Origin of the sequence: Amycolatopsis acididurans, assembly GCF_012328925.1 — a bacterium.
GTDB classification, from domain to species: domain Bacteria; phylum Actinomycetota; class Actinomycetes; order Mycobacteriales; family Pseudonocardiaceae; genus Amycolatopsis_E; species Amycolatopsis_E acididurans.
In genome coordinates this window covers 22,457-29,604 of sequence record NZ_JAAXLS010000068.1, presented here as the reverse complement: position 1 = coordinate 29,604, position 7,148 = coordinate 22,457, and the positions used below count along the sequence as shown (strand labels likewise).

The following is a 7,148-nucleotide window of genomic DNA, read 5'->3' as shown; positions in this document are numbered from 1 at the left end:
TGCTCGTCCAGGCCATCCAGCCCGGACACGGGGTTCAAGTCCTCAGCGTTCTCCACGCCGGACATCATGTCGGTCATCAGGTGCACTTCCATGATCGGGAATTACACCGCTCGTTTTACAGTCCCCTTTCGTAGTCGCAGGGCGTCCTATCAACCAGACGCTGTAATCGACGACGGAGGGATGTCTCATGGAGATCATCAATCTGGGCGAGACGGACGGGTTGCCGCCGGTGAATTGGGCCGCCATTGCCGACAAGCTCGATGCGGGGTCAGCGCCAGCTGCTGACGCGATGAACGCCCGCACGACCTGGCTGTCCACCATCAACGAGGACGGCAGCCCGCATGTGACTCCGGTGGGTGCCCTATGGCTCGACGGCGCGTTCTGGTTCCAAACGGGCGCGAGAACACGGAAGGGCCGCAATGTCGCGCGCGATCCCCGGTGTTCGATCGCGGTGTCGATCCAGGACGCGGACGTCGTAGTCGAAGGCGAGGCCGTGCGAATAACGGAAACTGGCGCCCTGACGCGCGTTGCGAAGGCCTGGGCGGACAACGGCTGGCCGGCCGAACCCGACGACAGCGGGCAGGGCATCACTGCCCCGTTCAACGCACCATCGCAAGGACCCCCGCCGTGGAACGTGTACCGCATCGAGCCACGCTCGGCGATCGTGATTTTGTCGATGGAGCCCGGCGGCCTGACTCGCTTCCGGTTCTGACGCTGCTGGTCGGATGGGTCGCCTTGTCTGAACACTGCTGTCACCCATCAGTCGAAGTCGGACAGCGCGCAGCCGGGGCTTGCTGTGTTCAGAGTTTCTTTTCTAAATGGTGTGGTCAGCAGAAACTGATCAGATGCTGATTACCAGCTGTACAAACGTGTATGAGGTTATATGCGCCGAATGCGAGTGCGGCGGTGATCTATACGCAGACCAACCGGAAAACATCAGGTCATTACGAGGACCACACCCCAATGCGGATGCCGCAACGCCATGCCGGTCACGCGCTTCTCCCTGTCGGATCTGGCTACGACTGGGCGAAACGGGCGGCGCGCCGAAGCACGTCCCGCAGCATGGGCACGGTGAGGGTGCCGGTGGCGATGTTGCGCCGGCTGGGGTGGTAACAGCCGAGCAGGTGCACGTCGCGACCGATGTTCTGATTCGCCAGGCGGACGTGCACACCGTGGCCGAAGGCGGGCCGCGGTCGGGGCAGCGACCATCCGGCGGCGGCGAGCACGGGCAGTGATGCCTGCCAGCCGAACCCGCCCAACGCCACGACCACCCGCAGGGTCGGCCGCAGCAGCGCCAGCTCGCGAGCCAGCCACGGACGGCAGGTGTTCCGCTCGTTGACCGTGGGCCGGTTGTCCGGGGGCGCGCAATGCACCGGAACAGTGATCCGCACCCCGCGCAGGACCAGCCCGTCGCCTGGGTGCGTCGCGGTGGGCTGAGACGCGAGGCCGACCGCGTGGAGGGCGGCGTAGAGCACGTCCCCGGACGGGTCGCCGGTGAAGATCCGGCCGGTGCGGTTGCCGCCGTGCGCAGCCGGGGCCAGGCCGATGATCGCCAAGGTGGCATCCGCCGGCCCGAAGCCGGGGACCGGTTTCGCCCAGTACTCGCACTCGCGGAAAGCGCTTCGCTTGACGATGGCCACCTGTTCGCGCCAGTCCACCAGCCGCGGGCAGGCCCGGCACGCGACGAGCACACCGTCCAGTTCGGCCACTGTTCGGACCTCAGATGCGGTCTCGGCCGGGTAGTGGGCATCGTCCGGTGCTCGCGAGTTCGGTACCGGGGCCGGGTGATTGTCTCGCATGGCCCGCCGCCTCCTGTGGGTGGACACTGGGCATGGGTGTTGCACCACCGCGAGCATTTTACACAACCTCAATCGTATAAATGATCGGCGCAGGAGGTTTCCTGTGGGCGTTGGGAAGGAGAGCGCCGTGGACACGCACATCGCCTATCGCAGGATTTACGACCAACCAGCCCGGTCGGACGGTATGCGGGTACTCGTGGACCGGGTGTGGCCTCGTGGGATGCGCAAGGACGACGCGCATCTGGACGAATGGTTGCGCGAGATAGCACCGTCCACCGAGTTGCGCCAATGGTACAAACACGACCCCGACCGGTTCGCCGAGTTTCGCCGCCGCTACCTGATCGAGCTGCAGGACCCGCAACGGCGGGAGCTCGCGCAGCACCTGCGTTCGCTGGCGCGCACGCAGCACCTGACACTGCTGACCGCGACCCGCGACGTCGAGCACAGCCAAGCCGCCGTGCTGGCCGAGTGGCTGAGCCACGGCCGAAAGCGATCGAGCTGACGTGACAACCGAAGGCTGACCGCGTGGATCAGGCGGGCCTCGCCACATCCCAGCTCGCCCCCTGGTTGTTGCGTCGACACTCCCTTCGAGAACGAAAGCGAGGGAAGGGCGATGAGGTCGCTGCGTGGGGACGCGCTGGTGCTGTTCGGGGCTTCCGGTGACCTCGCCCGCCGGAAGTTGCTCCCCAGCGTGTACCGGCTCGCGGCCCGCGGGCGGTTGAACGACACGAGGGTGATCGGGGTCGCGGCGACCGACTGGGCGGCCTATCGGTTTCGCAGCCAGATCCGTTCGACGACCGAAGCCTCTGGGGAGCCTGCCGATGACGCCGTGCTCCGTGATCTGGCCGAGCGGGTCGACTACGTGGCAGGCGACTACCGGGACCCGCAGCTGTACCACCGGCTGGCGGCATCTCTGCACCGGTGCCGGGCACCGGTGTTCTACCTGGCGATCCCGCCAGACCTCTTCGAGAACGTGGTGACGGGGCTGCGTTCGGCGGGGTTGCACCGAGGGGGCCGGGTGGTCGTGGAGAAACCATTCGGCCGAGATCTGAACTCCGCGCGCCACCTCAATGCCTGCCTGCACGACGTGTTCGCCGAAGCGGAGATCTTCCGGATCGATCACTTCCTCGGCAAAGAGCCGGTCCAGAACGTGCTGGTCACGCGATTCGCCAATACGGTCCTGGAACCGCTGTGGAATCGCAATTATGTGGCCCACGTGCAGTTGACGATGGCGGAGTCGTTCGGCGTGGAGGGACGGGGCGCGTTCTACGACCGGATCGGGACGGTGCGGGACGTGGTGCAGAATCACCTGCTGCAGCTGGTCGCCTTGCTGGCGATGGAGCCGCCCGTGTCTGCCGACCCCGGTGCGCTGCGCGACGAGAAGGTCAAAGTGCTCACCGCGACCCGCGCCGTGGATCCCGCGGACCTGGTACGCGGCCAGTATCTGGGTTATCGGGACGAGGCCGGGGTGGCGGCCGACTCGTCCACGGAGACGTTTGCCGCGCTGCGGCTGGAGATCGACTCCTGGCGATGGGCGGGTGTGCCGTTCTACCTGCGCGCCGGGAAGTCACTGCCGTGCACGGTCACCGAGGCGGTCGTCGAGTTCCGGGAGCCACCTCGCTTGTTGTTCGCCGAAGCCGATCCGACCAGGCCGGAAGCCAACCAGTTGCGGTTCCGGGTCAAACCCGACGGCCGGATCACCTTGTTCCTCCAGGCGAAGATGCCCGGTGGTCGCCTGGCCAGCGAACCGGTGGCGCTGACCATGTCCGAGGCCGAGGCCCTGGGTGAAGGCCCCGCCGCCTACGAACAGTTGCTCGACGATGCTCTGGACGGCAACCCGTCCCGGTTCGCCCGACAGGATGCAGTGGAGCAGGCATGGCGGATCGTCGAGCCCGCCCTGGCAGCCGCGCAACCGCCGCTGCCCTACCGTCGAGGCTCGTGGGGCCCGGACCAGGCGAACGCGGTGGTCCGCCGGCACGGTGGCTGGCGCTCGTGCCAGCCAGGCACGTGATCGCGTCATGACTCGCAGGTAGTCCTCGGACAGCAGTGGCCGTTCGGCGTTGACGCCTGCGAGGCCGCGCAGGCGATCACGAACGAAGCGGCCGGCTGGCGGACAGGGTGCGGGCGAGTCGCTCAGGCGAGCGCGCTCACCACCACCCGAGCATCAGCGGCGGGAGTGGCGACCCGTCGGGTGGATCCGGTGGTGGCAGCCAGCACGCCAAGGCCACCATCGGCACCAGCACTCCGAACCCGGCGCCGAGCATCAGCAGGGCGGGCAGCCCGCACACGGCGCCGGCGACGGTGAGCACGACGAAGGCCAGTTCCATCACCAGGCACACTCGGGCACCGCGCCGGCGGCTCAGCGCCCGCATCCGCACCATGGCCAGGTGCCGGCCGAGCCACGGGTCGTCGTGCCGCAGGCCGCGCTCGATCTGGCGCATGATGCGCTCTTCCTCCGTCGACAGCATGGCACTCTTACCTCCGACGGGCCGCTTCCGCGGCGGCGTTGGTGAATTCGTCGCGCGCGTGTTCCAGCGCGTCCAGGGACACGATCTCCCGGGGGAACAGCAGGGCCAGCGTCCAGTCGGCCACCACGCGCAGCCGCCTGTTCCAGGTGGGCAGCGTCAGCAGATGGTATGTGCGGTGAGCCAGCCAGGCGGGCATGCCGCGCAGCCGCAGGCGGTAGATCTGTGCGACACCCTGATAGAGGCCGAGGCCCGCGACCGAGCCGGCCGAGGTGTGCCGGTACGGCTTCAACGCGCTGCCGCGCAGCGCGGCGATCACGTTGTCGGCGGCCACCCTGGCCTGCCGGACAGCATGCTGAGCGCTGGGTGGGCACACCGCACCTGGGTCGCGGGTCAGGTCGGGCACCGCCGCACAGTCCCCGAGTGCCCACGCCCCCGGAGTGTCCACGATGGACAGGTATTCGGTGACCAGGACCCGGCCGCGCTCATCCAGTGGCACGCCGGTCTGCTTGAGCAACGGATGCGGTGCCACCCCGGCGGTCCAGACCAGCGTGCCGGCGTCGAACTCACTGCCGTCGTCCAGCACCACGTGACCGTCCACAACGGAAGTCAGCCGGGTGTCCAGCCGAATGTCGATTCCGCGCCGCCGCAACAGATCGGCGGTGTAGTGACCCATCCGCTCGCCCACCTCGGGCAGGATCCGTCCGGTCGCCTCCAGCAGCACCCACCGCATCTGCCCCGGCTCGATCCCCGGGTAGTGCCGGCAGGCAGCGCGCGCCATGTCCTGCAACTCGGCCAGCGCCTCGACACCCGCGTAGCCGCCGCCGACGAACACGAACGTCAATGCTCGTTCCCGCTCGGCATCCGAGCCGGCCGAGGCCGCCGTGTCGAGTTGGGCGAGCACGTGGTTGCGCAGGTGGATCGCCTCACCGACGGTCTTGAACCCGATCCCGCGCTCGGCCAACCCGGGCACCGGCAGCACTCTCGTCACCGAACCCGGAGCAAGCACGACCACGTCGTAGCCCAACGGTTCCGGCGCACCGGCATCGGAAGCCAGGTAGGCGGTGCGGCGGGAGTGATCGATGGAAACGACAGCCCGGGTGATCACCTCCACGCCGGGCAGCACCGGCCGCAGCGGCACCACCACGTGCCGGGGTTCGAGGTTGCCGGCGGCCGCCTCGGCCAGCAGCGGCTGGTACGTCAGGTACGAGTGCGGATCTACCACGGTGATCGTCGCCTCGCCTGGCCGCAGCCGGTGCCGTAGACGTACGGCCACGTGCATTCCGGCCTGGCCGGCGCCGACGACCAGAACTCGGGGCGTGTCGTGCGAGGTCGTCGCCATCTGTCCCACCCCTTCCCCATAATTACTATCTCTTTAGTAAATACTAGACCGTGCTGGCCCTGGGCGTACCGGTGTCGTGGATAACGGTTCGACGCCGGGCACGGATCGCCGTGCCGACGGTCAGCGCGAGGAACAGCAGGATGGCCACCTCGTTGAGGACGCCACCGGTTTGCCACGCCAGTACGTTGCCGGCGGCGTCACCGCCCACCAGGCGCAGGGCGAGCGAGGCGTGCAGCAGCCCCAGCGGCAGATACGCGGTCGGATGGTAGGGCAGTCGCACCCGCAGCACGGCGGGCACGATGACCGGCGCGTGCGCGAACACCATGGAGAACACGAAGCCCAGGAACACCGCGTGCAGCATGGCGTCATAGGCGTGGCCGTCGCTCAGCCGACCGATCACCAGCCACAGGCCTCCGGCCACGGCCAGCCACAGGTAGCCCGCCGCCAGTGCGACGGCCATGTACCGGGTGACCCCGCGCATCCGGATCGTCCGCCGCACTATGTCGTGGACAGCCAGCCACCCGGCCAGACCCAGCAGGCCTGCCCCGGCGAGCCGTACCCCGACCGCGGGCGCGGCGACCGAGATACCCAGCCCGGCCAGCAGCACCGCGATCAACGCAACGAACTGGGCCCGGCCGCGAGCGGTGAGCGCCACCAGCCGGGACAACTCCAGGCGCTCCCCGGCGATGGTCAGCACCAGGAAGCCTGCCAGCCACGGCACCAGGACGGGCAGGTCGCGACCGGCCAGCCACAGCACGGCGGCGATACTCCAGCAGGCGGCGCCGGCTGCCTGCGTCGCGTTGTGCCACGACGGCTGGAGCCGGTGCAGTTCGGCGAACATCGCCAGCAGACCGAACCCGGCTACCGCAATCAACATCTGGCCCGTAGCCACGGGCAGACCGGCGATCAGCCACAGCGCGCCGATTCCGCCGGCCGCCGGGGCCAGCCACGCCCACCCCTGCCCGAGCGCGACCGCGCGTTCGGCGGCGATGAGCGTGCCGAGAAAGCCCAACGGCATCAGCACGCCGTGCAGTTCGGCGAGATCGGTGTGCCCAGCGGGTATCGGCAGGCCCAGGCGCAGCAACCCCGCCCACAACCCCACCAGCAACGCCACCACCCCGAGCGCCATGACCGGCGCCGCCCACGCCGGCCGCCGCGACACCGCCCTGGTCACCGTGACCACCCCAGCATCCGCTTCGCCTCGTCGGTCATCATCGCCGGACTCCACCGGGGTTCCCACACCAGATCCACCAGCACGGCCGGCATGCCCGGGAGTTGCGTCAGGCACCGGGTGACCTCGTCGTCCAGATACGCCCCCAACGGGCAGCCGGGCGTGGTAAGCGTCATCCGCACCACCACTGCGGTAGCGCCGATCTCGACGCCGTACACCAGCCCGAGGTTGACGATGTCCACGCCCAACTCGGGGTCGATCACGTCGCCCAACAGGTTGAGCACCACATCTTCGGTCACCGGTCCGGCGGCCAACGTGGTCACATCAGGCCGGGACCGCCCCTGGTCGGTCATCGACGACTCCTCCCGCCT

At 68.6% G+C, this 7,148-nt stretch carries 8 protein-coding genes; 3 read left to right on the top strand and 5 right to left on the bottom strand.

Annotation, left to right across the window (positions count from 1 at the left end):
- Nucleotides 1–187: 187 nt before the first annotated feature.
- Entirely contained in the window at nucleotides 188–712 is a 525-nt protein-coding gene (locus HFP15_RS39060; protein ID WP_168523093.1) for a pyridoxamine 5'-phosphate oxidase family protein, read from the top strand.
- Between the two features lie 304 nt (nucleotides 713–1,016).
- Here HFP15_RS39060 and HFP15_RS39055 read toward each other — a convergent pair whose 3' ends face one another.
- The gene (locus HFP15_RS39055) at nucleotides 1,017–1,709 is read right to left on the bottom strand and encodes a uracil-DNA glycosylase (protein ID WP_312871970.1); all 693 of its coding nucleotides are present in this window, start codon (nucleotides 1,707–1,709) and stop codon (nucleotides 1,017–1,019) included.
- Nucleotides 1,710–1,926: 217 nt separating this feature from the next.
- Here HFP15_RS39055 and HFP15_RS43710 point away from each other — a divergent pair, with 217 nt between their 5' ends.
- Complete coding sequence (locus HFP15_RS43710) at nucleotides 1,927–2,301, top strand: DUF488 domain-containing protein (protein ID WP_168523088.1); 375 nt, start codon at nucleotides 1,927–1,929, stop codon at nucleotides 2,299–2,301.
- A 111-nt stretch (nucleotides 2,302–2,412) separates the two neighbouring features.
- The gene (zwf, locus tag HFP15_RS39045; RefSeq protein WP_168523086.1) at nucleotides 2,413–3,810 is read left to right on the top strand and encodes a glucose-6-phosphate dehydrogenase; all 1,398 of its coding nucleotides are present in this window, start codon (nucleotides 2,413–2,415) and stop codon (nucleotides 3,808–3,810) included.
- A gap of 136 nt (nucleotides 3,811–3,946) precedes the next feature.
- On the opposite strand, the gene HFP15_RS39040 is transcribed toward zwf, so the two are convergent.
- From HFP15_RS39040 to HFP15_RS39025, 4 genes are read right to left on the bottom strand one after another with little or no spacing between them, the layout of a single operon-like run.
- Entirely contained in the window at nucleotides 3,947–4,267 is a 321-nt protein-coding gene (locus HFP15_RS39040; RefSeq protein WP_168523084.1) for a DUF3040 domain-containing protein, read from the bottom strand.
- A gap of 7 nt (nucleotides 4,268–4,274) precedes the next feature.
- Nucleotides 4,275–5,606 carry an NAD(P)/FAD-dependent oxidoreductase gene (locus tag HFP15_RS39035; protein WP_168523082.1) on the bottom strand — a complete coding sequence of 444 codons (1,332 nt, stop codon included), beginning with the start codon at nucleotides 5,604–5,606 and terminating at the stop codon, nucleotides 4,275–4,277.
- A 43-nt stretch (nucleotides 5,607–5,649) separates the two neighbouring features.
- Entirely contained in the window at nucleotides 5,650–6,780 is a 1,131-nt protein-coding gene (locus HFP15_RS39030) for a DUF8744 domain-containing protein (RefSeq protein WP_312871969.1), read from the bottom strand.
- On the bottom strand, nucleotides 6,777–7,130 hold the full coding sequence (locus HFP15_RS39025) for a metal-sulfur cluster assembly factor (protein WP_168523080.1): 354 nt from the start codon (nucleotides 7,128–7,130) through the stop codon (nucleotides 6,777–6,779). Before HFP15_RS39025 ends, HFP15_RS39030 begins: the two co-directional genes overlap by 4 nt.
- Nucleotides 7,131–7,148 lie beyond the last annotated feature (18 nt).